Source organism: Clostridium estertheticum (genome assembly GCF_018861295.1).
GTDB lineage: Bacteria > Bacillota > Clostridia > Clostridiales > Clostridiaceae > Clostridium_AD > Clostridium_AD estertheticum_D.
The window spans coordinates 81,190-106,148 of the sequence record NZ_JAHLDM010000013.1 but is presented as its reverse complement, the minus strand read 5'-3'; the positions used below and the strand labels follow the sequence as shown (position 1 = coordinate 106,148).

General features: G+C 30.1%; 25 protein-coding genes. 1 reads left to right on the top strand and 24 read right to left on the bottom strand.

The window, feature by feature from the left end:
• Positions 1 to 47: 47 nt before the first annotated feature.
• Positions 48 to 1,223 (top strand): DUF4317 family protein, encoded by a 1,176-nt coding sequence (locus KPL54_RS14015; RefSeq protein WP_216107152.1) that lies wholly within the window; start codon positions 48 to 50, stop codon positions 1,221 to 1,223.
• A gap of 69 nt (positions 1,224 to 1,292) precedes the next feature.
• Here KPL54_RS14015 and KPL54_RS14010 read toward each other — a convergent pair whose 3' ends face one another.
• The 24 genes from KPL54_RS14010 to KPL54_RS13895 all read right to left on the bottom strand — a co-directional run bounded on the left by KPL54_RS14010 (position 1,293) and on the right by KPL54_RS13895 (position 24,924).
• Positions 1,293 to 1,658 carry a hypothetical protein gene (locus tag KPL54_RS14010; protein ID WP_152752359.1) on the bottom strand — a complete coding sequence of 122 codons (366 nt, stop codon included), beginning with the start codon at positions 1,656 to 1,658 and terminating at the stop codon, positions 1,293 to 1,295.
• A gap of 127 nt (positions 1,659 to 1,785) precedes the next feature.
• A complete protein-coding gene (locus KPL54_RS14005) occupies positions 1,786 to 2,517 on the bottom strand; it encodes a TIGR03915 family putative DNA repair protein (RefSeq protein WP_216107151.1) in 732 nt (243 codons plus the stop codon).
• The gene (locus KPL54_RS14000; RefSeq protein WP_216107150.1) at positions 2,510 to 3,772 is read right to left on the bottom strand and encodes a putative DNA modification/repair radical SAM protein; all 1,263 of its coding nucleotides are present in this window, start codon (positions 3,770 to 3,772) and stop codon (positions 2,510 to 2,512) included. Before KPL54_RS14000 ends, KPL54_RS14005 begins: the two co-directional genes overlap by 8 nt.
• Before the next feature lie 90 nt (positions 3,773 to 3,862).
• Positions 3,863 to 4,066 (bottom strand): hypothetical protein, encoded by a 204-nt coding sequence (locus tag KPL54_RS13995; protein WP_216107149.1) that lies wholly within the window; start codon positions 4,064 to 4,066, stop codon positions 3,863 to 3,865.
• Between the two features lie 175 nt (positions 4,067 to 4,241).
• Positions 4,242 to 5,720: a stage IV sporulation protein A gene (gene spoIVA / locus KPL54_RS13990; protein ID WP_216107148.1), complete on the bottom strand. Its 1,479-nt coding sequence runs from the start codon at positions 5,718 to 5,720 to the stop codon at positions 4,242 to 4,244.
• A 172-nt stretch (positions 5,721 to 5,892) separates the two neighbouring features.
• Entirely contained in the window at positions 5,893 to 6,885 is a 993-nt protein-coding gene (locus KPL54_RS13985; RefSeq protein ID WP_216107147.1) for an NAD(P)H-dependent glycerol-3-phosphate dehydrogenase, read from the bottom strand.
• A gap of 1 nt (position 6,886) precedes the next feature.
• Entirely contained in the window at positions 6,887 to 8,203 is a 1,317-nt protein-coding gene (gene der / locus KPL54_RS13980) for a ribosome biogenesis GTPase Der (protein WP_216107146.1), read from the bottom strand.
• Complete coding sequence (locus KPL54_RS13975; RefSeq protein WP_216107145.1) at positions 8,203 to 9,540, bottom strand: DUF512 domain-containing protein; 1,338 nt, start codon at positions 9,538 to 9,540, stop codon at positions 8,203 to 8,205. The genes der and KPL54_RS13975 overlap by 1 nt, the downstream gene beginning before the upstream one ends.
• Before the next feature lie 262 nt (positions 9,541 to 9,802).
• Positions 9,803 to 10,627, bottom strand: a complete 825-nt coding sequence (locus KPL54_RS13970; protein ID WP_216107144.1) for a substrate-binding domain-containing protein — start codon at positions 10,625 to 10,627, stop codon at positions 9,803 to 9,805.
• 75 nt (positions 10,628 to 10,702) lie between these two features.
• On the bottom strand, positions 10,703 to 11,359 hold the full coding sequence (gene phoU / locus KPL54_RS13965; protein WP_216107143.1) for a phosphate signaling complex protein PhoU: 657 nt from the start codon (positions 11,357 to 11,359) through the stop codon (positions 10,703 to 10,705).
• Positions 11,360 to 11,382: 23 nt separating this feature from the next.
• The gene (gene pstB, locus KPL54_RS13960) at positions 11,383 to 12,135 is read right to left on the bottom strand and encodes a phosphate ABC transporter ATP-binding protein PstB (RefSeq protein WP_071612935.1); all 753 of its coding nucleotides are present in this window, start codon (positions 12,133 to 12,135) and stop codon (positions 11,383 to 11,385) included.
• A gap of 12 nt (positions 12,136 to 12,147) precedes the next feature.
• Positions 12,148 to 13,035, bottom strand: a complete 888-nt coding sequence (pstA, locus tag KPL54_RS13955) for a phosphate ABC transporter permease PstA (protein WP_171297094.1) — start codon at positions 13,033 to 13,035, stop codon at positions 12,148 to 12,150.
• Positions 13,035 to 13,946: a phosphate ABC transporter permease subunit PstC gene (gene pstC, locus KPL54_RS13950; protein ID WP_216107142.1), complete on the bottom strand. Its 912-nt coding sequence runs from the start codon at positions 13,944 to 13,946 to the stop codon at positions 13,035 to 13,037. The genes pstA and pstC overlap by 1 nt, the downstream gene beginning before the upstream one ends.
• 65 nt (positions 13,947 to 14,011) lie before the next feature.
• Positions 14,012 to 14,905, bottom strand: coding sequence for a phosphate ABC transporter substrate-binding protein (locus tag KPL54_RS13945; protein WP_216107141.1), 894 nt, complete (start codon positions 14,903 to 14,905; stop codon positions 14,012 to 14,014).
• Positions 14,906 to 15,082: 177 nt separating this feature from the next.
• Positions 15,083 to 16,786, bottom strand: coding sequence for a two-component system histidine kinase PnpS (pnpS, locus tag KPL54_RS13940; protein WP_216107140.1), 1,704 nt, complete (start codon positions 16,784 to 16,786; stop codon positions 15,083 to 15,085).
• A 2-nt stretch (positions 16,787 to 16,788) separates the two neighbouring features.
• Positions 16,789 to 17,484, bottom strand: a complete 696-nt coding sequence (locus KPL54_RS13935; RefSeq protein ID WP_152752367.1) for a response regulator transcription factor — start codon at positions 17,482 to 17,484, stop codon at positions 16,789 to 16,791.
• A gap of 54 nt (positions 17,485 to 17,538) precedes the next feature.
• A complete protein-coding gene (gene pgeF / locus KPL54_RS13930; RefSeq protein ID WP_216107139.1) occupies positions 17,539 to 18,255 on the bottom strand; it encodes a peptidoglycan editing factor PgeF in 717 nt (238 codons plus the stop codon).
• A gap of 51 nt (positions 18,256 to 18,306) precedes the next feature.
• Entirely contained in the window at positions 18,307 to 18,774 is a 468-nt protein-coding gene (gene nrdR, locus KPL54_RS13925) for a transcriptional regulator NrdR (protein ID WP_216107138.1), read from the bottom strand.
• 79 nt (positions 18,775 to 18,853) lie between these two features.
• Complete coding sequence (locus KPL54_RS13920; protein ID WP_216107137.1) at positions 18,854 to 19,114, bottom strand: YlmC/YmxH family sporulation protein; 261 nt, start codon at positions 19,112 to 19,114, stop codon at positions 18,854 to 18,856.
• Between the two features lie 239 nt (positions 19,115 to 19,353).
• On the bottom strand, positions 19,354 to 20,061 hold the full coding sequence (gene sigE, locus KPL54_RS13915; RefSeq protein WP_216107136.1) for an RNA polymerase sporulation sigma factor SigE: 708 nt from the start codon (positions 20,059 to 20,061) through the stop codon (positions 19,354 to 19,356).
• A gap of 52 nt (positions 20,062 to 20,113) precedes the next feature.
• Positions 20,114 to 20,920 carry a sigma-E processing peptidase SpoIIGA gene (spoIIGA, locus tag KPL54_RS13910; RefSeq protein WP_216107135.1) on the bottom strand — a complete coding sequence of 269 codons (807 nt, stop codon included), beginning with the start codon at positions 20,918 to 20,920 and terminating at the stop codon, positions 20,114 to 20,116.
• A gap of 200 nt (positions 20,921 to 21,120) precedes the next feature.
• Entirely contained in the window at positions 21,121 to 22,215 is a 1,095-nt protein-coding gene (ftsZ, locus tag KPL54_RS13905; RefSeq protein WP_071612946.1) for a cell division protein FtsZ, read from the bottom strand.
• A 15-nt stretch (positions 22,216 to 22,230) separates the two neighbouring features.
• Positions 22,231 to 23,484 (bottom strand): cell division protein FtsA, encoded by a 1,254-nt coding sequence (gene ftsA / locus KPL54_RS13900; protein WP_216107169.1) that lies wholly within the window; start codon positions 23,482 to 23,484, stop codon positions 22,231 to 22,233.
• A 384-nt stretch (positions 23,485 to 23,868) separates the two neighbouring features.
• Positions 23,869 to 24,924 carry a type IV pilus twitching motility protein PilT gene (locus tag KPL54_RS13895; protein ID WP_216107134.1) on the bottom strand — a complete coding sequence of 352 codons (1,056 nt, stop codon included), beginning with the start codon at positions 24,922 to 24,924 and terminating at the stop codon, positions 23,869 to 23,871.
• Between the last annotated feature and the right edge of the window lie 35 nt (positions 24,925 to 24,959).

Genomic DNA, 24,959 nt, shown 5'->3' with positions numbered 1-24,959 from the left:
CGAGTGGTATAATTTTAATATAAAATAACAACGAAAAGAGGTTAATTATGAATAAAAAAGAATTGGCAGATATAAGAAAAGAATTTAAATTAGAAAATGGTATGATAAAAATTGAGGAGATTTATAGCGTTTATTTAAAAAAAGATAATGTACAAATTGATTATGAACCTATTATCCATTCAGAGTTTGATTACTTTGATAGAATGGATATGGATAAAAAGGAACTATTTCTAGGAAATTTTAAGAAAGTACTTACAGGCGCCCTTGATACTAAAATATTTGAATTAGATTTTCAAAATGTTGAAGATGAAGATAACTCTCAGAAATTTTTAACAAGCGCCTTAAAATCAAATACTAAAGATGAAATAGAAAGTAATATTAATATAATCATTAATAAAATTGCAGCTAACTATAAATACGAAACAGATGTTGTTGTCACATTTATAAAAGCTGAGTACTACATAGGATCAAGTCATAAAAATATGGATGCAGATGAAAGTATCCAAGATTCAATGAATGCTTTTAATTTTATTTTATCCAGTGTTAATAAAATAGACATTCCAAAAAGAACGCTAAAATTCGATTATACCGATAAAGAATTTAAAGCAAATTCAGTTCTTGATTCAGTTATTAATCTTAATGCTCCTTTAGAAGGGTTTATGTTCCCTAGTCTTAGCGGAGGTTATTCAGATTTTAATAAGTGTTTATATTATGATTCAAAGCCTAAGGAATTAAATTCAGCTTTTATAGAAAATGTTCTTAACTGTGGTTTCAAATTTACTGCTGAGGATGAAAAAAATTGCTTTGGTGATATTTTAAAATCTATAATTGGAGATAAAATAAAACCAGAACTTATGCAAGATATCTATGCTAATATACATGAATTAGCAGAGCAATCTGAAGATGGTGAAACTCCACTTCTTGGAGTTATAGATGTAAAAAATATTCTTAGTAATTGCGGAGCGGAGATCATATCTGATATAGAAACAGCATTTGACGAAACTTGCGGTAGTAAGTATGATTTTAAGATAAATAACATTGTGCCAGAATTCAATTCTAAATCAATTAAGATTACTAGTGAAATCGCAAATATCACTTTAACTCCAAAAGATCTTAACTCGATTAAACAGGTAAGAAACAAGGATGGCAGAAGATGTCTACTTATTGAGATCGAGGATGACATTGTTATAGAAGGATTTAAATTAGAAACTGAAGAATTTTAATGAATTTAACAAATAAAAAATAAGTCTTAGATTATAAGACTTATTTTTTATTTATATAAGTTATTTAAATTACATATCTCTAGGGTCTATATCATCAATCTTCTTTTTATTACCCCTAATGTACCATGTAGTTTCTTGTTTTTCTACACTATACACTTTTCCAATTATTTTTGCTTTAGACATAACTCCTGAAAGTGAACCTACAAATGAAGGTGTATTCAATTGAACTTTCTTAATCTTTTTCCCAGTATCTATGTCTTTTACAGTCGGCTCATCAGGAATACAATTGTGTATCTCCTTACTAGTTTTTGCTGTTTCTTTACTAACAGCTCCTAAGTCTTCTAGCGTTTTGTAAATTGTTTCCATCATCTTTTTTCTTTTTTCCATACTTATAATAGGGCTTTCAACCTGTATGTATTCTTCAGTTTTCTTCATAATAATCGTTCCTTCCTTTAACTAACAGTAATTTAGTAAATATACTCATGTCTATTATATCACGATTTAGGGCATTTTTTAAAGAATCAGTAAAATATAAGAAAAGCGTCATGATATTCCCAAAGTATTATTTCATCTCAATTAGATTATTCCAATATTTTTTAGGCATATTCTTCATTTGTAATCTTTCGTTATTTCTTTCTTTTATTGAAACACTTTTATGGAATACCTTCCATAAATTTTGATAAAATAATTCTTCCTCTTCATGACTTTCTAATTTCTCGAATTTAAGATCCCTAAGTATCCATTCGTTATTCTCATAAACTATACCAAATTTTCTTTTAACATCATGAATTATCCACTTTTCGTTTGCAAGTCTTTCCTTAAAATGATTTGCAATTAACTCTGAAATATTATAAGTTGGTTCTATCGCTGCATATAATATTCCATTAAATTCTTGAAATCTAACTAATCCCAAAAATCTGTGAGCTTCAGCCCCAACCTTTCTAGAGTATTTTTGTATCTCATTTACAAATTCATTTACCATATAATCATTAACAATACTTCCCATCTTGAATCCTAATTGTATATATTTAAGTAATTTTAATTCTATGCCCTCGGCCTCTGATAAAAAGGATTGATATACATGAATTAATGTATCTGTTGATATTTTTTGAGCTATAGCTTTTGATACTTTATTTGATTTAACTGGATCACTTATTATAATATTATCATCAAATAACAAATTAAATGTATACCTATCTTCCCTTTCTATGCAATCAGGCATTTTATTATAATAACAATTGTATATAACGGATAAGAATCCATCAAAGGTAGTATCATAAATGTATCTAAGCAAATAAATCACTCCTTAAATTAAATAAACTTATTTGTTGTGGCTTATCAAAACTTTCATGATCTAATAAATAATTTTTAAGAGTCAATCTTTCCCTATTCTTGTCACCATAAAATTTACCGCTACATGTCATAAAGAACCTAGCTCTTTTAAGTACTACTCCTAGTTTTTTTAAATTATCATAAGAAAGATTACAAAGCCTTCTTGCTCTTACAATTCTTAAGGCAGATGTTACTCCTATTCCAGGCACTCTAAGAAGAGTCTCATAAGCAGCGTTATTGACCTCTACCGGAAATTTATCTAAATTGTTTAATGCCCAAAATGCTTTAGGATCTAAATCTGTATCGAAGTTAGGGTTTACTTTATCTAATAATTCATTTGCTTTAAATCCATAGTGTCTTAAAAGCCAATCCGCCTGATACATTCTATGTTCTTTAAGCAGTGGAGGCGTTGTTTGAATCGCTGGTAGATTTGCATGCTGCATAACTGGCACATAAGCAGAATAATACACTCTCCTAAGCCCAAAAGTGTTATATAACCCTTCTGTAAGACTAATGACGCTCAAATCGCTTTCATTAGTTGCTCCAACCATTATCTGAGTACTCTGCCCACCTGGTGTAAATTTAGGTACGTTAAAACCTTTCTTCTTATATTCGGTTGACTCTATTATACTATGTTTAATAAGATTCATAGGTTTTAATATATCTGCTTTATTCTTTTGCGGTGCTAAAAGCTTTAAGCTTTTCTCGGAAGGAAGCTCAATATTTACACTCATCCTATCAGCATACAGTCCTGCCTCATAAATAAATTTTGGATCAGCTCCCGGAATAGCTTTTACATGAATATAACCATTAAATTTGTGGACCAATCGTAAGTCTTTTATTATTTTCACTAGGTTTTCCATAGTGTAATCTGGACTTCTTTCTACACCAGAACTAAGGAATAGTCCCTCAATATAATTTCTTCTATAAAAATTTATAGTTAGATCTACTATTTCTTTAGGAGTGAAGCTTGCCCGCTCTAATTCGTTACTAGAGCGATTAATACAATATTTACAATCATATATACATTTATTACTGTACAAAATTTTAAGTAATGAAATACATCTACCGTCTTGTGACCATGAATGACAAATTCCAGAGGTTGCTGCATTCCCTATTCCATCTTTTGTATTCTTTCTATTAGAACCACTTGAAGAACAAGAAGCGTCATACTTTGCTGAATTCGATAATATCTCAAGTTTTTTCATTACGTCCATTATATCACCCCACAAACATTTGTTCTCATTCTATCATGTTTTATTCTAAATTAAAAGAGTTATTTGTTGGAATTTTAACTTCCATATCTATTATAATATTTTTATTAAATACAATCCATCATCCAAAATACTTTGTTCACAACTAAACTTAACCCCAGCGTCAATTAATTCAAAGCAAACGTCTCTTGTACTGTTTATATCAAATAAACATTTTCCTTTTTCATCTAATGCTTTTATTGCATCACCATGTATCCCTTCTCTAATCAAGCTTTCTTTAACTTCTCCATTTAACATTTCCAAACCTCCGATTAACTTGTAATTCATATTTAAAAATAAATTAATATTGTCTTTACCTTATTGTACACTAAATTCATAGTAATTATATATATATAAGTTTTCTTACCTAAAGTATAATATTAAAAGTCTGCAACCATTATGGATACAGACTTTTAATATATTCTACATTAATTTATAAAATAATACATATTAAGCTACCATTACCTTCATTTATAATTCTTTGTAGCGTCTTTTGAATTTTCACTTGAACATCATCAGGCATTTTAAACAATTTATTTTGAAGGCCCTCTTTAACTAATACTTCTAAGGACTTGCCAAACATATTACTCTGCCAAATTTGTGATTTATCATTTTCAAATTGATCTAAAATGGATTTATAGAAATCTTCACTTTGCTTTTCAGTACCCATAATAGGAGATATTTCCGTTTGTATATCTGCCTTAATAAAGTGAAGTGATGGCGCTGATGCCTTTAATTTGACTCCGTATCTACCTCCATGTTGAACAATTTCAGGTTCTTCTAACGTCATTTCTGAAAGCTGTGGTGCTACTAATCCATAGCCTTTCTCACGAACATCTTTTAATGCATCTGCAATTTTATCATATTCAACTTTTGCTCTCGAGAATTCTCCCATTAATGTTAATAAATCATTTTCACCTTTAATTTCACAATCACAGGTTTCACCGAGTATTTTATAAAACAGTTCATGTTTAGGAATTATTTTAACTCTAGCAGTCCCTTCACCCATATTTACTTCATCAAGGTTTGCTGATTCTAAAAAATCAACTTCTTTAAAACTCAGTAAAGATTTAGTTATATCGCGAACCTTAAAAATATCCTTGCACATATCTTTCAAGACTTTCATAAAATTTACTTTAACCCAATGTTTAGAACTTAGGTTTTCAATCCATTCTGGCATATCTATGTTAATTTCTTTAACTGGGAATTCTTTAAGAACCCTTTGAAATATATTAGAAATATCCTCTTCATTCATATTTATAACATCCATAACCTGAACCGGAACATCATATTTTTCTTCTAATTCTCTTGCTAAAACCGATGTTTCAGGTGCAGCTGCGTTACTAGAATTTAATACCATTATAAAAGGTTTATTGATTGATTTAAGCTCATTAACTACCCTTCCTTCTGCTTCTAAGTATTCATTTCTTTCTATTCCAGTGATAGAACCATCCGTTGTAATTAAAAGTCCAATAGTTGAATGTTCATTTATTACTTTTTTTGTTCCAATCTCCGCTGCTTCCTCAAATGGAATTTCATGATCATACCAAGGAGTATTAACCATTTTAGGAACTTCCCCTTCAGCATATCCGAGCGCTCCCTTAACAATATAGCCAACACAATCAACCATTCTAACCTTAAATTTAGTACCACCCTCAAACTCAATTTCAACTGCTTCGTTTGGCACAAATTTAGGTTCCGTAGTATGAATTGATTTACCTGAACCACTTTGAGGAAGCTCATCTTTCGCTCTTTCTTTCTTATGCGGATTGTCTATGTTTGGAATTACCATAAGCTCCATAAACCTTTTTATAAATGTTGATTTGCCAGTTCTTACAGGACCTACAACACCTACATAAATATCTCCTTGTGTTCTTTCTGCTATATCTTTATATATATCAAAATTATCCAATATATACCTCCCACTACTTATTATTATCAATATAAATATACTTTAGATTTCATCAAATTATTACTATTGATTAAAAAAATATAAAAAAAATCCAATCTTTATTAATTTCTTAATAAAAATCGGATTTTTTATAATGGGTTTTAGGTTAATTATATTTAGTAACTTGATATAATTAAAACTCACTTTTTTTATTTCTTGACATTAATTCATATACTCCATATTTAGGGTCTTTACCTTCGAATAGTACTTTGTATAATACATCTGTTATAGGCATAGAAACTTTTTCTTTTTCTTTAAGTTCATAAAAAGCTCTTATAGCTTTTATACCCTCAACTACCATCCCTATATCATTGCACGCCTTCTCCACTAGAACACCTTTTCCAATTAGAATACCAGCTTTTCTATTTCGACTATGCATACTAGTACAAGTTACTATAAGATCACCCATACCTGTTAATCCATAAAATGTTTCAATTCTGCCGCCAAGCCTAGTTCCTATTTTTATAATTTCATTCATGCCCCTTGTCATAAGGGCGGCCTTAGCATTATCTCCATAACCTATACCATCTGATATACCAGCTGCTAATGCAATAATGTTTTTAACCGCTCCACCAATTTCTACTCCTATAATGTCTTCATTAGTATAAACTCTAAATTTATTAGTCATAAAAACATCTTGAACGATCATTGCATATTCCATTTGTTTAGATGTGACTACTACAGTTGTAGGTATATCTAAAGCAACTTCTTCTGCATGACTGGGACCTGAAAGTATTACAATTGGATTACTTGGAATTTCTTCTTCTATAACCTCTGAAATTCTTTTTAATGAACCCTCTTCTATTCCTTTTGCAATACTAACAATAATTTGGTTTTGTTTTAAATATGGTGTTATCATCTTACATATATTTCTTATAACATGTGATGGAACTGATAACACAATTATATCAGTATCATTTATAACCTCTTCTATATCAATAAATGCTGTTATTCCTGAGGGTACCGTAATATTGGGTAAGTATTTAATGTTTTCCTTTTTTATGTTAATATCATTAATAACACTTAGTTTTCTATCCCAGATGTTAACGCTAGTTCCTTTTTTCGCAAGCATTATTGATAATGCAGTACCAAAACTACCTCCACCTAAAAAAGCAACTTTTAACATTTTATTCTTTCCTTTCTCTGAATATAAGTTTTATACCCGTTCCACTAAACTCAAAACTATTTCTCAATTGATTTTCTAAATATCTTTGATAAGAAAAATGTAGTAAATTAGGATTATTTACAAAGAATACAAATGTTGGTGGTTTAGAGTCTACTTGAGTAACATAAAATATTTTCAATCTCTTGTTTGCTACTGTTGGAGGTTCGTTCATGAGTACAGCTTTATTTATAACCTCATTTAATATACCTGTAGCAATTCTTTTTGAATAATTATCATAACATTCTTTTATTGATGATAATACCTTATGTACTCTTTGACCTGTTTTTGCAGATATAAATAAATATGGTGCATAAGCCATAAAGTTTAAGCCTGCTTGAATTCTTTGTTTAAACTCAAGCATAGTTTTAGTATCCTTTTCTATTAAATCCCATTTATTCACTATAACTAAAATTGCTTTTTTCATTTCATGAGCATACCCTATAATTTTCTCATCTTGATCACTTAATTCTTCAGTAGCAGTTAGCATAAGTATAACAACATCAGCTCTCTCAACCGCAGCGAGTGACCTAATAACACTATACCTTTCAATACCCTCTTCTACTTTACTTTTTCTTCTTATTCCTGCTGTATCTATAAGAACAAACTTTCCTTCTTCAGTTTCTAATTTACTATCTATAGCATCTCTTGTAGTACCTGCTATATCAGTTACTATATTTCTTTCTTCTCCAAGCATTCTATTTATGAGGGATGATTTACCAACATTTGGCTTACCTACCACTGCAACTTGAATATATTCTGCATCTTCTGTATTTGAATAAACACTATCAAAATGTACTACTACTTCATCTAACATATCTCCAAGTCCAAGACCTTGAGTTGCTGAAATAGCTACTGGTGTACCTATTCCTAAATTATAGAATTCAAAAGCATTTGCTTCTAATTCTAGATGATCTATTTTGTTTACTACAAGTACTATTGGCTTTTTACTTTTTCTTAACATTTGTGCAACTTCATAATCTGAACCTGTAAGTCCTTGTTTACCATCTACTATAAAAATTATAACATCTGCTGTTTCTATAGCTATTTGTGCCTGTCTTCTCATTTGAGCTAAAATGATATCTTGACTTTCAACTTCTATACCACCTGTATCAATTATTGTAAAATTATGTCTTAACCAATCTGCATCCGCATACACTCTGTCTCTTGTTACCCCTGGTGTATCTTCAACTATTGATATTCTCTTACCTGCTAATTTATTAAATAATGTAGATTTACCTACATTGGGTCTTCCTACTATTGCTACTATTGGTTTTGCCATTACTTTGCCTCCCGACTATTTTGGTTTATTATACTTATTAAATCTTCTCCTGAATAATCACATATTAAAACTTTTGTATTTAAGCTTTTTTCTAGATCACTTACTGTAACATTATCCAAGAAAATTTGTTGCTCGTTACTTCCTAGTTCATATCCGCTTTTGAACATATTACTAGGAAGTATTAAATACTCACCGAGTTTTTCACCTGTCAGTTGCTTGATTATGTCATTTCCTGTTAAAAGACCTGCTACTGTAATAGTTTCGCCAAAAAAAACATTTGCTATCTCTTTTACGTCAATATTTATTTTGTTATTACATGCAGTTATTTTCCCAGCTACCTTTAATATTTCTGCGTAAGCTGAATGACCTGTTATAAATGTAAAACTTCCTTCATTATTAAGATTTAGTTTTACTATATCTTCGTCAATAACACTTCTAAATAGTCTTATCATACCAATGCCATCTTCGAGTTGAGAATAACCATCATAGAACTTCTCGCAAGGAACATCGATATTCGCTACAACATAGAATTCATCAGATAATCTAATAAACGGTGAATCTATTTCTCTAATGTATTTTTCTTGTAATTCTTTAACACTCTCTATTTCCTCTGCTGCAGTCTTTTTATCATACAATGTTAAATTAAACAGGCCTTCCCTAAACTTTGTTACCCCAACTGGTACAACCGCTAGATTTTCAATACTCGGATAAAGCTTATACAAATCTTCGATAGTTTTTATAAGTTCTACACCATTGTTCATGCCAGGGCATGCTACTACTTGACAATTAATTTTAATGCCAGCTTTTGCTAGCCTCTTCAACCTATCATACACATTTCCAGCAAATTTATTGTTTAGCATTATCTTTCTAAGCTCACCGTCCGTAGTATGAACTGACACATTAATAGGGCTTATCTTATATCTAATAATTCTATCAATGTCCTCTTCACTCATATTAGTTAATGTTACAAAATTACCTTGAAAAAACGATAATCTTGAATCATCATCTTTGAAATATAAGGTATCTCTCATTCCACCAGGTAATTGATCAATAAAACAGAATATACATTTATTATGACAGCTCTTAGGTTTATCCAAAATGGCATCAACAAATTGGATTCCCAAATCTTCATCATAGTCTTTTTCAAATTCGATTTCAATAATCTCACCATCTACCTTTTCAATTTCAATGATAAGAAGTTCATCTGTAATTAAAAATTTGTAATCTATAATATCTATTACCTTATTGCCATTTATACTAATTAATCTATCTCCTACTTCAAGCTCAATTTCTTCTGCAATACTCCCTGGAAGTATCTTCGCTATTTGGTTTTTCATTTTAACCTCCTGTTTTACAATGACCTTTTAAATAAAAGGTTTTATGAGGAATTAGAATTAATATATTAGTTATACAATAAATTATAGCATTCCATTAAGTTATATTACATGAATTATATCCCTAAGTCAACGGCATTTGTCTTTAAATGAGGATAAATAGCATATTTCGCTTATTTACAGATCTTTTCGACACTTCAAAGTAAATAATTCAAATTATAATATAATTTAATACAGAATAAAAATACCTCCTAAGAAGGAGGTATTAAAATGCTTCTATGCAATATTTTCTTATGATTTTCTTGCCGTCTTCACTTTTAAAATACTGAAAAAAATCCTTTAAACTCTCTTCTTTTTTCTCCGAATAATACATTTTTATTGGAAATCTTAAAAAATAAAGATTATTTTTTAAATTCGATATAGTAATTTCAACACCACTTAATTTTAAAAACTTACTTTCTTTATTATACCATTGTCCTGGTAGAAAACCTATAGAATTTTTGTTTTGAGCAATAAAAGTTTTCATTTCTTCCATACTTGATACGTACTGAGTACTTTTGCTCATTTCTTCTTTTATAGGAGTATCTTTTATTTTCAAATTAAATTCTTGCTGAATTGAATTGAATTTATCTTTAAATGCTACTGGTATTATTGGATTTGGTTCACCATTTAGTCCTTTCCAATTTGCTATTTTACCAATATAGATTTTTTTTAATTCCTGAATTGAAATACCATTTACATTATTACTAGGATTAACAATGATTCCTATACCATCATATGCTAACATTTCAACCTTAATTTTATCACTAATGGGCTGAACATATCCTATTAATACATCAACCTCAGAATTATATAATTTATTAAAAGCACTTTCCCTATCTTCAGATCTCACAGTAATTGTAGTCTCATTATTTGAATTATAATCATGTACTAAGTCACTTATCATTGGAAAAACTGTATCTTCACAAATTATATTAATATTCTTTGATCCATTTGCTTTGTTTCCAACATCTTTTTTACATCCTATACTTACCATAATCAAGCTAATACAACAAAACATAAAAAAAATTTTGAATTTTTTGTTCTTCATAATCACTACTCCACTATAATATTTTAAATATAAGTCTGTCTATTTATATTATAGTTTTTGTGATTTCTCTAAAATTTATTCATTTAAATTAACTTTTTCACCTGTAACTAAATAAATTGTCCATTCACATATGTTCGTTGTATGATCAGCAATTCTTTCTAACCATTTACAAATAAATAAAAATTGAGTAGCTTGATTTACAGTCTTTTGATTTTCAAACATTATTTTTAGAAGTTCGCCAAACACTTCTTTATATATATCATCTACTTCATCATCTCGTTTGCATACAGCATAAGCCTTTTCAATATCACCTGATACATATGCATCCAAAGAATCCTTTATCATACTTACTACAATTTCAGCCATTCTAGGTATGTCTACAAGTTGTTTTATATATTTTTCATCTTTTAATCTTACTGTAATTTTAGCAACATCAACTGCATAATCTGCCATTCTCTCAAGATCGGTTACTATTTTCGTTGTAGTAAATATATTTCTTAAATCTATTGCTAATGGCGCTTGCATAGCAATTAACCTTATTGCTTTATCTTCTATTTCTCTCTCCATAACATCAACGATATCATCATCTTCCATTATTTTTTGAGCTTTCTCAATGTTATGAGTAACTAATGCATCGATACAATCATGAATTTGTTTTTCTACAATGCTTCCCATTCTAATTAAATCATTATGGAGCTCTTGAAGATTTGCTTCGAATACTTTTCTTGCCATATTATCACCTTCCTCGCTTTATTTTAGCCGAATCTTCCTGTAATATAATCCTCTGTTCTTTTATCTTTAGGTTTATAAAATATTTCTTCCGTTTTTCCGCTTTCAACAATTTCTCCATTCAAGAAAAATGCTGTAAAGTCAGAAATTCTACCAGCTTGTTGCATATTATGCGTAACAATGATAACTGTATACTTTTTCTTAAGGACATCCATTAGCTCTTCAATTTTTAAAGTTGAAATAGGATCTAATGCAGAAGTTGGCTCATCCATAAGAAGAACCTCAGGTTCTACGGCCAAAGTTCTTGCAATACATAGACGCTGCTGTTGTCCACCCGATAATCCAAGTGCACTCTTTTTGAGTCTATCTTTTACTTCGTCCCAAAGCACAGCTCCCTTAAGACTTTTCTCTACAATTTCATCAAGTAATTTCTTATTCTTTATCCCATGAATTCTAGGACCATAAGCAATATTTTCATATATTGACATAGGAAATGGATTAGCCTTTTGAAATACCATTCCAACTTTTTTCCTTAAATCTATAACATCATAGTCTTGACCGTATACATTTTCATTTTCATATAATATTTCTCCATCTATTTTAACAGAATCTATTAAATCATTCATTCTATTAATAGTACGTAAAAATGTTGATTTACCACACCCTGATGGTCCTATAAGTGCAGTAACCGAATTTTTCTCTATATCGATATTTACATTCTTTAATGCTTGCGTATTTCCATAATATAGATTTAAATTCTTTGCTGTAATTATTCCCATATTTTTGCCTCCTTATTTACTACCTGCATGAGATTCATATAATTTTTTCCCGATTATTCTTGCAGATACATTGAATATTAGCACTGCTATTATTAAAACAGCAGAGGCTCCATTAGCTATCTTAGTAGCATCAGGTACCATTCCTTCAGAATTAAGTTTCCATATATAAACAGCCAAAGTTTCAGCAGGTCTAAATAAGCTATACGCTGAATCCTTATTGTTCACTGCAAAATTAGCAAAATCCACAGTTGGTGCACTCATACCTGCAGTATATAGTAAAGCTGCTGCTTCTCCAAATATTCTACCGGCTGCTAGTATAACACCCGTTAAAATTTGAGGCATTGCAGATGGTAATACGACGTTTTTAATAGTTTGCCATCTAGTAGCGCCTAATCCTAAACTAGCTTCTTTAACACCTTCTGACGCAGTTTTAACAGCATTCTCACAAACTCTAGTAAGTCCTGGTAAATTTATTATAGTTATGGCTAAAGCTCCAGCAAAAAGTGAGTACCCCCATCCCGTCATGTTAACAAAAACTAAAAGTCCAAATAAACCAACTACAATAGAGGGTAGAGATGCCATAGTTTCAATACACAATCTAATAATATTTAGTATTTTTCCTTTTTTTGCGTATTCAGCTAAATATATTCCAGCTCCTACTCCGAGTGGCACTGTAATTATAAGTGTTACTACAAGTAAACTTAATGAATTATATAATTGAGGCCCAATTCCTCCACCAGCTTCACCAATTTTTGGTTCACCAAATAAAAACTTTAAATTTAATGACTCTCTTCCATTATATACTATATATCCAATGAGACTTACAAGCAAAAGAATTACTAAAGCAGAAACTATATACAAAACTATTGTTGCAATTTTATCCTTAACTTTAGCACTCATTACTGCTCACCTCTTTTCCCTATTTTTCTAATAATAATTATAAATATAAATGATATTATTAGCAATAGCAATGCTATTGACCACAATGCATCATTCCAAGCTGTACCATTTATTGTATTTGCCATATCCATAGTAAGTATACTTGTTAATGTAGTTGTTGTTCCAAGTAACCCCTTAGGGAAAGTAACTGAGTTTCCTATAACCATTTGCACCGCAAGCGCCTCCCCAAATGCTCTTGAGACTCCAAGTACAATACTTGTAAGTATTCCACTTTTAGCTGCAGGTATAATTACTTTAATTATAGTTTGCCACCTTGTTGCGCCAAGCCCATAAGATGCCTCTATATAATCTTTTGGTATGGTTCTTATAGCATCAGATGAAATACTTGTTATTGTTGGTAAAATCATTACACTTATAACTAGTACTCCTGCAAGTAAACTAAATCCTATTCCTCCAAAGAAAATTTTAATAAAAGGAACTAATACACTTACACCTATCCAACCATAAACAACAGATGGGATTCCAACAAACAATTCTATGGCAGGTTGGAGAACTTTTTTCCCGAGTTTTGGTGAAATTAAATTCATAAATACAGCGAGTGCTACTCCTATTGGTGCACTTACTAATACCGCAAGAAAAGATACAATTGTAGAACCAAAAATAAATATTAAAGTTCCAAATTGAGGAATCGATGATTCCCCACTACCCTCAGGGTCCCAATTTCCTGAAAATATAAAATGAAATATTGAGTATCCATGTTTAATGAATGTATCTAAGCCTTTACTAGTTAGAAATATTATTATTGAAAAAGTAAGAATTACCATAACTGCGCCACAAAACGTTGCAAAACCACGTCCCAAGTATTCATTCTTAAGTTTTAAAAATATTGCTTTTTTATCATTTTTTTTCATAATATTTTACCTCAAAAATTATTTTAATGAAAATAAAGGTTGGTTTTATCCAACCCTAATCAGCATTAATCTCTTTTAGCTTTCATATCTGCCATTGGAATGTATCCTAATTTTGTTATTGATGCATGCATTTCAGAACTTACCATATAATCTAAATATGCTTTTGTTACTCCTGTAGGTTCACCCTTAGTATACATATGTTCGTATGACCAAATTTTATATTTATCTGTGCTTATATTTGCAGCAGTTGCTTCAACTCCATCAATTTTTAATATGTTTAAGCCTTCTTTGTTTGTTGCATCAGCAAAAGCTGATAATGCTAAGTAACTTATTGCGCCGTCTGTTTGCTTAACTGTTTTTAGAACAGCTCCACTTGAATCTGAAGTTAATCCAGTTGCTTCTTCTTTTTTATCTAATCCAAATTCTTTAAATGTTGCTCTAGTACCTGAAGATTTTGGTCTATTTATAATAGTAACTTTAATGTCAGCTCCGCCAACTTCTTTCCAATTTTTTATCTTTCCTGTAAATATATCTATTAATTGTTTTTTTGTTAATGATTCTACTTTAACTTTCGGATTTGTTACTGCAGCAAATCCTATAACGCATACCTTAGTATCTTTTAATGCAGCTGCATCAATTCCTGCTTTGTCTTTTGCATATATATCTGAATTTCCTATTTCTACACTACCTTCTCCTACTTGCTTAAGTCCAGTACCACTTCCGCCACCTTGTACATTTACTGTTGCATCTGGATTTTTAGCTTTAAAACTTTTAGCACCAAGTTCTGCTAAAGGTTGAAGAGCAGTTGACCCCGCTGCAGTTATTGAACCTGATATTGCAGCCGATTTTGTTGTAGTTTTAGGAGTCGTTTCAGTTTTACTACCACATCCAGTAAAAAATCCTGCTGTCATTACAACTGTTAGTGCAGCAACCATCATTTTCAAATATTTTTTTTTCATTAATATTTCCCCCATTCAATTTGTATCGTTTTATTAACTACTCATTACTCTTATAATAATATACCCATAAAGTTAACTTTATATTATGTTAAAGTTAACTTTAGTTTAGCTAATGTTAATTAAACTTTACATTCAATAAAAATAAAGCCACCGCATTATAATGTGGTAGCTTTATTTTTAATATTGATATGGAATTTCTATTATAAATTTACTTCCAACTTCTAATTGACTTTCCACATATATTTTTCCGTTAAATTCTAGCACTATATGCTTAACTATGGCAAGACCTAACCCTGTTCCACCTTTTGATCTAGAACGAGCCTTATCTACTCTGTAGAACCTCTCAAAAAGGCGTGGAATTTGATCTTTAGCTATTCCAACCCCAGTGTCTTGTACCCATAAAATAAATCCATCAGTTTTACCCTCAGTTCCTATACAAACACTATTACCTGATTCAGAATAGTTTATACCATTATCCACTAAATTAATTAACATTTGTTTAAATCTATCGGTATCACCTACCAATATTTTAACATTCTGCTGCTTCACTGATAACTGAATTCCTTTTAAATCTGCTGTGTTTTTCATTAAATTGTACACATCTTTTACAATTTTATTAACATTGATTTTTTCCGTTTTTACTTCCTCTTGTTGCTCTATATGTGAAAGTGTTAGAATATCTGTAATTAATCTAGTTAATCTATCGGCTTCCTCATTGATTATATTTAAAAACTTTTCTTTTGTTTCTACATCATCAACGTATTTTAAGGTTTCAGCAAATCCTTTAATAGATGTTAACGGTGTTTTAAGTTCATGAGAAACATTAGCAACAAATTGTGTTCTCATATTCTCTAGTTTTTTTACTTCAGTAATATCTTGAACAACAGCAACAGTACCAATATGATCATTTGCATTAATAATATCTGCAGTTTTTATCCTAAGTTCTCTTTCTTTTGGCCAAGATATTCTTATTTCTTTGTAATCATCATCACTTTGATGTAATATATTTTCTAATTCAAAATTTCTTATATTGTCTAAAAGATTTTGCCCTATAATATCTTTAGTTATACCGAATATTTTTTTAGCATATGGATTAATTATTATAACTTTATTTTTCCTATCAACAGCAATGACTCCACTATCCATGCTTTGTAGAATTGCTTCTAGCCTGTTTTGCTTATCAGTAACTTCATTTAATGTAGACTCTAGTTTATCCGCCATCTCATTAAAGTTTTTAGCTAATTGTCCTATTTCACCATTTGATAATATACTAACTCTCCTATGAAATTCACCCTTACTAATTCTCGAAGTAATAAAAATTAAATCTGTAATAGGCCTTACTATAATATATGATAATTTTAAAGAAACCCAAATTGACATTATAGCCGAAAAAATTATAGCTAAAATGTAAAGCTTGAAGTATTTACTACCTAGCCCACTTATAATTTTAAGTGGATTAGAACTTCTAATTATAAAACCATCACCAAATTCAGTTGCAAAATACATCATATGTTTCTTAGTCGAAGCACTATATCTAACTGAGGATCCACTTCCACTCCTTCTTGCTTTTATTACTTCTTGTCTAACATTGTGATTATCCATAGTGCTCGCATCTACAGTTGAATCATAAAGAACCTTGCCCTTTTTATCAATGTATGTAACTCTCAGCTCAGAACTCTTTAAGTTCTGCGTAAAAAACTTTTGATTATCTTTTAAATTATTGCTTTGCAATAAACTAATTATCATATTATTATTTATTTGAAGTTTATCTTTTAAATTTTCTTCATATTCATAATTAAAAATAGATACAATTAATAATGTCACTACTACAAATATAAAAATTACAGTACTTAATAAATATATTAATAATTTCTTTTTCATTATTATTCTCCAAAATTGAATCTATATCCTATACCGCGAATAGTCTGGATATACACTGGATTTTTATCATCCTCTTCAATCTTTTGCCTTAAATGCCTTATGTGGACGTCTACAGTTCTTGTTTCTCCTACATATTCATAACCCCATATTTTGTCGAGTAAAAAATCTCTGGTCATAACCCTACCTTTATTCTTTATTAAAATTTGTAATAATTCAAACTCCTTTAAAGTCAAATCAATTCTTATTTCACTTTTTAGAACCTCATGTTTACCAAAGTCAATGGCCAGATTACCAATTTTAAAAGTTTTTTCAACTATCTGCATAGTAGTTCTTCTAAGAATGGCTTTAACCCTCGCTACAAGTTCCCTTACTGAAAATGGTTTTGTAATATAATCATCTGCACCAAGCTCAAGTCCTATTATCTTATCTATTTCTTCCCCTTTTGCTGTTATCATAATTATCGGCATACCAGACATATTTGAATCTTTTCTGATTTCTTTACATACATCTAATCCGTCCATTCCAGGCAACATCAAATCTAATAACATCAATTGTGGTGCTTGTTCTTTAGCAAGCTTTACAGCGTCTATTCCATTGTCAGCACATATAACTTTATATCCATTTTTCTCTAAATTAAATTTAATTAATTCCCTTATATGCTCTTCATCATCCACCACTAATACTTTTTCTTCAGCCATGTTAATCCCTCCATATTTTCATGCGTTTATTACTTAATTTACCACATGTTGCTATTAAATGTCTTTTAAATAAACAAATGAAAACATTCTTCCTTGCTTATTTTCACTATTTCTATACGAATATAATTCATACTTCTTACTACAAGAAGTACATATATTAGTAATTTTAATATTATCTTTTTTTATACCCTTTGCATTAAGCTGCGCTATAATGCACTTTCCTAAATCTAATTTATTATTATTGCTTATTTTAATATTACTATAAATATCTTTACTAGTAAACTCCTCTATCAGTTCCTTGCTAACCTCATAACAACACCCTCCAATATGTGGGCCAATATATGCGCTAATATTTTTAGCTAATGAACCATAAGTTTCTTGCATTCTTTCAATAGTTTTGCTTACTATCAAAGCATTTGTACCTTTCCATCCACTATGTATTGCAGCTATAACCTTTCTACTAGTATCTACCAAAATTACAGGAACACAATCTGCAGTAAAAACACCTATAGCTCTATTTTTTTTATTTGTTATTAAAGCATCTCCATCTTTTATATTACCATCAAAATCAAAAACTAAGTCACTATGGATTTGATTTAAATATCCAATAGATTCTAGGTTATAAGCTGTTTTTATTTTTTCTAGGTTTACCAATCCTTCATCAGTATGGCAGTTAAAGTTAAGTCCACCACTTGCTGTTGAAAACAAAATAACGACATTATCAATTTTAAATTTTATAAATTTAAAGTTATTAAAAGTTTCTATTTCCATTAGTTCACCACCTATATATGTTGCATAATTTTTAGAAACGAAAAAAAATGCCTATGGGCATTTTTTCTCATTAGACATCAATTTTCTTATCTCTTCCATAAATGTATTAATATCTTTAAATTGTCTGTAAACTGAAGCAAATCTCACATAAGAAACCTCATCTACATTTTTTAATATGCTCATGATAAGTTCTCCTATATAATCAGATTTTACTTCTGTAAGCATTTCATTATTTAACTGTTTTTCTACTTCATCACAAATGGCTTCAATTTGTTTTCTTGAAACTGGTCTTTTTTGACACGCCTTCATAAGTCCATTTAATATCTTTGTTCTATCAAAATATTCTCTATTAAAATCTTTTTTTATTACTAAAATAGGCACATCTTCCACTTTTTCATAAGTAGTATATCGTTTAAAGCACCTTAGGCACTCACGTCGACGTCTAGTTGCAATATTGTCATCTGTTGATCTAGAGTCTACCACTTTACTTTCTTCACAGCTACAATATGGACACTTCAATGGTCTTCACGCCCTTTTACTAGTATAGTTAACAAATATACTAACATTATACACTTATCTTATAAATTAAAATAGTCTATTATTCGTTTTCCATAATTAGATCACTACCATCTACAAGAATTACATCAACACCAACTTTCTTAACTTTTTCCCATGGTATCTCAATACTATTGTTTTTATTAAACCAAGATGATTTCTGAGTTGGCATTAAAATTGAAACAATTTTATAGTCATCACAATCCACTTTTAAGTCTTTAATATATCCCATTTTCGACCCTGAATTTATATCTATAATTTCCATCTGTCTTAAATTGTTAATCGCAAACATCAAGCTTTCCATCTTATTCCCCCCTATAGTGTTTTAAAACTTCTTATTCAAGTAGCTAGTATATTCTTAACCTACGTCTTTTGGATGCCTACTACTTTATATTATCTATATTCATTAGGCACTAAGAATATATTTATAATTAGAATTTTATTTGATCTTTTTAAATAAGGCACATGAAAATAAATAATAAGTCAAAAATAATACTGACTTGTTATTTATTTTCATATGCCTTATAGCAATCTAGAATTACCCTACACCATTTTATTAATTTCCTTTTGCAATCTTTTTATTATTCTTTTTTCAAGCCTTGATATATAAGATTGTGATATTCCAAGTATATCAGCAACTTCCTTTTGTGTTTTTTCTGTTGTTCCATTTAATCCAAATCTTAGTTGTACAATTTCTTTTTCTCGTGAATTTAACCGTTGCATAGCAAGCAAAAGTAATTGCTTGTCTACATCTTCTTCAATAATATTATAAACTACATCATTGTCGGTTCCAATTATATCAGAAAGCAATAATTCATTACCATCCCAATCAACATTTAGCGGTTCATAAAGAGAAATTTCAGTTTTTATTTTACTATTTCTCCTAAGATACATTAGAATTTCATTTTCAATACATCGTGATCCATATGTAGCAAGCTTAATTTTTTTTTCAGGATCAAAGGTATTAACCGCTTTAATAAGCCCTATAGTTCCTACTGAAATCAAATCTTCAATATTCACTCCTGTATTTTCAAACTTCCTTGCTATATAAACTACGAGCCTTAAATTCCTCTCAATTAAGGTGGCTCTCACGCTTTTATCCCCGGCATCAAGTCTAACTACCAATTCATCTTCTTCATCCTTAGTCAAAGGAGGTGGTAACGCATCATTGCCTCCTATATAAAACAAATTGTTTGAAAATATTTTAAATTTAGCAAATAACTTGTTTAACATTAATTTAAAATTAAACATAATTTCCTCCTTATCCATATTATTATACAAAACAATTATTAATTTAAGCTCATTAACTGAGTATTCCTCTAGACATAAGCCCATTATAATCATTATCTTTGCTTAATTTATACTCACAAAATGCTACAATTACATCTTTTGTTTCTATATTTTTCTTATTAATATGAATATTAATATACTCTGGTTTAAATCCAATAAATCTACCACTAGTTCCATTTACTACAGTATAAGGAATGAAGTATGTATTGTTTTTTTCTAGGGAAATTTCACTTAAAATATTCCGTTCAACAATCAATACTGGTAGATTGGAAGCAGGCTCGCGAAGCTCATTTCCAGTATCTAAAAATGCTTTAATAGTTTTTATATAATTCTTATTTACTATATCTACTGTGTATATAAGTGTAGAGATTTTTTTCCTATCTTCTACAAAAATTACGACCCTATATATCACCATATAAATGATCATTACTGAAAGTAGCAACTTTTCATAAGGAAAATTTATTATAACTACATCAAATGACATATCCTTTTTACTATTCATTTGAATAAAAAAACACATCCCAGCTAAAAGAATTGAGTATAATAAAAAGATTAATGAAGCTTTAATATTAAATAAAAGTCTTTTTTCATGAAATACAATAACTATCATAACAATTACTATTAATATCTTAAAAGGTAAAAATGTCAGCCACTTAAGACTAGGGTACAATACTGTTATAACATATAAGCTACCTACTAGACTTGAAATGAATAGCCACTTAAGCTTGACTCTTTTTCTTAACGTTTGAACAGTAACGTGTAATATGAATAGATTAACTATAAAATTTACTAATATAAGAACATCTACATATACTACCATCCTCTCTTCCTCCTTTAAGATTATTATATAACTATTAGCTTTAGAATTTTGTCATTTTTTACCACATATAATTATTTTTATTCTTTCATAAAACGTCACTTATTTCCATATTATTGTAAATACATTTATAATTGCCCTAAACGCAAATAAAGTGCCCAAAGGGCACTTTATAATTTAATTTATATTATTATTTTGTATTATTATTTATTTTGTCTTCTTAAAAAAGCTGGAATTTCTAAATCAGAATCTTCATAATCTTTAGTATACGCAACTTCTTCGTTAGGAACAACCGTCTCTTTTACTTTAGGTTTTTGCACAGTTTTATTATGTTTTACAACATTATCACTTTCAAAACCAGTTGCAATAACCGTTATTCTTATTTCATCTTTTAGCTCTTCATCTATAACTGCTCCAAAAATAATGTTAGCATCTGGGTCAGCCGCCCCTTGTACAATCTCTGCAGCTTCATTAATTTCAAGTAATCCAAGGTCCATTCCACCAGTAATATTTAAAAGCACACCTGTAGCACCAACTATAGATGTTTCAAGTAACGGGCTTGAGATAGCTTGTTTTGCTGCCTCTTGGGCTCTATTATCGCCAGAAGCTCTACCAACTCCCATATGTGCAAGACCTTTTGCAAGCATAATTGTCCTTACATCTGCAAAATCCAGATTTACAAGTCCTGGTATTGTAATCAAATCAGATATACCTTGTATACCTTGTCTTAAAACATCATCTGCCATTTTGAAAGAATCCATCAATGTAGTTTTCTTATCAACCATAGTCAATAATCTTTCATTTGGTATTGTTACTAAAGTATCCACTGTTTCCTTAAGAGTTTTTATTCCTACTTCAGCATTAATCATTCTTTTCCTGCCTTCAAATGGAAATGGTTTTGTAACAACTCCTACAGTAAGTATTCCCATAGATTTAGCAATTTCTGCCACCACAGGTGCAGCCCCAGTACCAGTACCACCACCCATACCTGCAGTAATAAACACCATATCTGCACCCTTTATTGCTTGAGATATTTCTTCTTTACTTTCTTCTGCTGCTTTCATACCAATTTCTGGATTAGCACCTGCTCCAAGTCCCTTAGTAAGTTTATCACCAATCTGAATTTTTTGAACAGCATGAGAAAGAATTAAAGCTTGCTTATCTGTGTTAATAGCTATGAATTCTACATTTTTAAGACCTTCCATAATCATCCTGTTTATAGCATTGTTTCCTCCGCCTCCACACCCAATTACTTTAATTTGAGCAAATTCTTGAACATCAACATCAAAATCTAACACAACAATACCTCCTTTTTAGAAAAAATCCGCAAAAAAGCCTTTAACTTTTGCCGCTAATTTATTCTTCCCTTTTGTATTTTGTTTTTTTGACCATTTGTTATCGTACAATTGTTCATCTGACTCTTCAAATGAACTAGTATTAGTTTTAAGATTATTAACAGCCTGAAGCACTATTCCTACTGCTGTAACATATATTGGGCTAGCTGCACCTACATATTCAGGAGATCCTACTCTCACTGATTTTCCAAGTATATCTTTACTTAAATCATTCATGCCTCTAAACAAAGATATACCTCCACCAACTATTACTACTCCTGAAATTTCCTTATAAAACCCACTATTTAATAAATTTCTTTTAATTAAATGTAATAATTCTTCTACCCTAGCACAAATTATATCAATTAATAAATTATTATCAATCTCCATTAAATTGTTATAAGAATCTTTAACTCTAATCTTCTCATCATCAACTTCTGCACCCTTGATAAGGCTTCCATATTTAAGTTTTAATCTTTCACCTTCGCTAAAAGGAACTTTAAGACAAACTGATATATCATTAGTTATGTTGTCTCCACCCAATTGAACAATAGATGTATATTTTAATTTTCCACTCTTATAAATTGATATATCAATAGTCTGAGCTCCAACATCAACAAGTGCTATTCCCATATCTTTCTCTTCTTTTCTAAGTACAGCCTCAGATATTGCTGATGGTTGAAGCACTATACCATTTACTTTAATTCCAGCTTTTTTAACACTTTTCAATAAATTACTAACTGCTGTAGATTGTGCCATGACAACTTGTCCCTCAACTTCGAGCCTTATTCCACTCATCCCTCTAGGATCTTTAATATTGTCATATCCATCAACAATATATTGTTCAGGCTCAACACCCACTATTTCTTTATCGGCTGGAACTGAAATAAGTTTAGCTGCTTCAATTACTCTATCTACATCACTTTGTTTGATTTCCCTGTCTTCAGAAGATATTGCAATCATGCCAGTATTCCTCACTAATTCGCAAATCCCTCCAGGTAGTGATATATATCCTTCACTAATTTGCGTATCTGTCATACGTTCTAATTGAGTAACACATTGCTTAATAGCTTCAGCTGTACTATCTATGTCTATTACAACTGATTTATTTAAACCACTACATACAACTGATGTAATGCCTATAATCTGAAGTTTTCCATTACTGTTAATTCTACCAACTGCTCCACATATTTTTGATGACCCTAAATCAATTCCTACAATCTGATCTTTCATCTGTTCATTCATTAAGTTTATCCCCCCTCATAAGAGAAACCTCAAGTGTATATATTCAACAAGAAAATAAAATTTCCTCCTATTTTTATCTTTTTTAATAAAAAATTTATTTTAAATTTAAATACGGTTAAAATTTTTTACATTTTATTGTATAACTGAATATTTATAACTTTAATTTCAATTTAGTAACCTATATTAAACTAATAATACCTAAAAGATAATTTGTTTTCATATACACTAAGTATAATATCAATATATAGAAAATGCAATGTTATATTATATGGGAATATTCCCAAGTTAATATTTTCTTATAATTTTAAATTGAAATAGAATAAGCTAAAAGCCATAATTTATCTTTGCTTTTAGCTTATTTAAAATTATTAATTAAAGTGCTAACATTCTTACCATCATTTCATTGTCAACAGAGTAAGTTATTGCATCATCTTTAGATATAACCGATCTTTTATATAAATCTGAAATTGACATATCCATAGTTTTCATACCATATTTCCCGCCAGTTTGAACACAAGACTGTAATTGATGTGTTTTACCCTCACGAATAAGATTTTGAATTGCTGGGGTTGATATCATTACCTCAAGAGCAGCAACCCTTCCTTTTTCAGTTATCTTAGGTATTAATTGCTGTGAAATTATTCCCTGCATCACTGCAGCCAATTGGACCTTAATTTGTTGTTGTTGATATGGAGGAAATACATCCACTATTCTATCTACTGTTTTTGCTGCACCTATAGTGTGTAGTGTAGAGAAAACCAAATGTCCAGTTTCAGCTGCAGTAATAGCTATAGAAATCGTTTCAAGATCTCTCATTTCACCTACCAATATAACATCAGGATCTTCTCTAAGGATTGCTCTTAATGCATTTTGATAATTCTTACTGTCTTTTCCAATTTCTCTTTGATTGATAATTGATTTATTGTGTTTGTGCAGATACTCAATAGGATCCTCAAGTGTAATAATATTACATGCTCTAGTTGAATTAATTTCGTTAACCATAGCCGCGAGCGTTGTACTTTTACCACTTCCTGTAGGTCCAGTCACTAAGACTAAGCCCCTTTGTTTTGTGGTAAGTGCGCGAACAACCTCTGGAAGTTCAAGTTGTTTAAGTGTAGGTATCTTTAATGCAACTACTCTAACAGCAATAGTATCGCTTCCTCTTTGCTTATAAACATTAACTCTAAATCTTCCAAGTCCTCCAATAGAGTAAGAAGTATCAATCTCACCATTATTATAATATTCTTCATATGAATCATCTAATATTTCTCTTGCGTATTTTTCAGTATCTGCTGGAGTTAATTTATCTTCACCAACTTGAATTAGATGGCCATTAACTCTAATAACTGGTACTGAGCCAACTGTTAGATGTAAATCTGATGCATTTTGTTCTATTGTCCATTTTAATAACTCGCTAAGAGATTTCATCTTTTGTCCTCCTGTTTTTTTTAGTGAAGTTCATA